This window comes from Streptomyces sp. NPDC059355 (assembly GCF_042752335.1).
In the GTDB taxonomy this organism is placed as follows: Bacteria; Actinomycetota; Actinomycetes; order Streptomycetales; family Streptomycetaceae; genus Streptomyces.
On record NZ_JBHYXN010000122.1, the window covers coordinates 1 to 1,173 of the forward strand.

The following is a 1,173-nucleotide window of genomic DNA, read 5'->3' on the forward strand; positions in this document are numbered from 1 at the left end:
GCCATGAGCGCGGTGACGCCTCGCCGAGGCCCATGGGGGCACGGCCGTCGCGCTGGACCGTTCGAGTCAGCCGCGGCTAGCGCTGAGCTGTGCGGGGGCCGTTCTTCTTGGCGGCTTCACGTGCGGCGCATAGTGCGACGCGGGCCAGGTCCACGCCGCTGGGCTGGGGGCTCTGGCTCATCACGCCCCTCCCCGGCGAGTTCCTGGGACCGGTGGCTGAGGCAGACACTGCAGGTCGGCAAAGCCCTACGCGTGCAGAGCGTCTCACCATCACGGCCGGAGCACGTTTCCGGCAAGGAGGGCGCAGCAGGTGTGGCGGCGGCCAAGGCGTCGGCCTCCTCGCGGCAGAGCTTGCACCGGCCGGTGTCGACGGCCCGGCCGGTCAGGAAAATCACGCATCCGCATCCGCATCCGGCACGAGGAGCGGGGCGGGCCTTCAGGCTCCTGGGGCGCCGGGACCCGCGCGGGGCGCCGGACGGCGGCGTCCAGCTCGCAGTCGGCGCAACGCCCGGACGGGCCGGGGCGAGTGCCGTGCTGAGGACAAAGCCCCTGCTCCAAGCGCTGCTCACGCTGACGGGCGGCGAACCGGTCCTCGACGGTCTCGGCGCACAGCTCACAGGCCGCGCCTGTCCGCCAGATGATGCCCGCCTCGCAATCCTGGTAGCCGCAACCCCAGCGGGGCAGGGCCACCCCGAGTAGCCACCGGCCCGGGTCGCGGATATCGGAGATCATCACCTTGGCCAGGCGGCCCGTCAGCCGGTGGTGGAGACGGTCGGTAACGGTTCCCTCGCGCAGCTGCCTGCCCACCTCGCGGGCGATCTTTCGAACGACGAAATCGTTGGTCGCGCGCTCCAGCAGCACGTGAACCGGCTCCAGCACGGAGTAGTTCTCCGGGCTCATCGCCAGCTGCGGTCCCCTGTACGACGACCGGACAGGCCCCCCGCCCTTGCTGGTGAGCTTTTCGCCGTTCGGCTTTGAGGAGGGCTGGCTGATCTCACCCGCGCAGCGCGAAACCACCCTCGACTTCCGAACGCGCCGCAGCCGCTGGTCTGCCCCGATTGCGAGACGTGGGTGCCGATCACCGGCCTCGGCACCAAGACGACCAAGGTCGTGCCGCACGACACCGGCCGCGCGGGGAAGGACGCCGCCGCCTGGGTAGCAACCGGCTGGTCA

1 protein-coding gene is annotated in these 1,173 nt (G+C 71.4%); it reads right to left on the reverse strand.

What is annotated here, in order from left to right; genetic code table 11:
* Positions 1-270: 270 nt before the first annotated feature.
* Positions 271-900 carry a hypothetical protein gene (locus tag ACFXGI_RS38790; RefSeq protein ID WP_384717822.1) on the reverse strand — a complete coding sequence of 210 codons (630 nt, stop codon included), beginning with the start codon at positions 898-900 and terminating at the stop codon, positions 271-273.
* Positions 901-1,173: the final 273 nt, after the last annotated feature.

Excerpts from the sequence above, each read along its gene's own strand:
- ACFXGI_RS38790 (WP_384717822.1), bottom strand. The coding sequence starts at position 900 with ATGAGCCCGGAGAACTACTCCGTGCTGGAGCCGGTTCACGTGCTGCTG.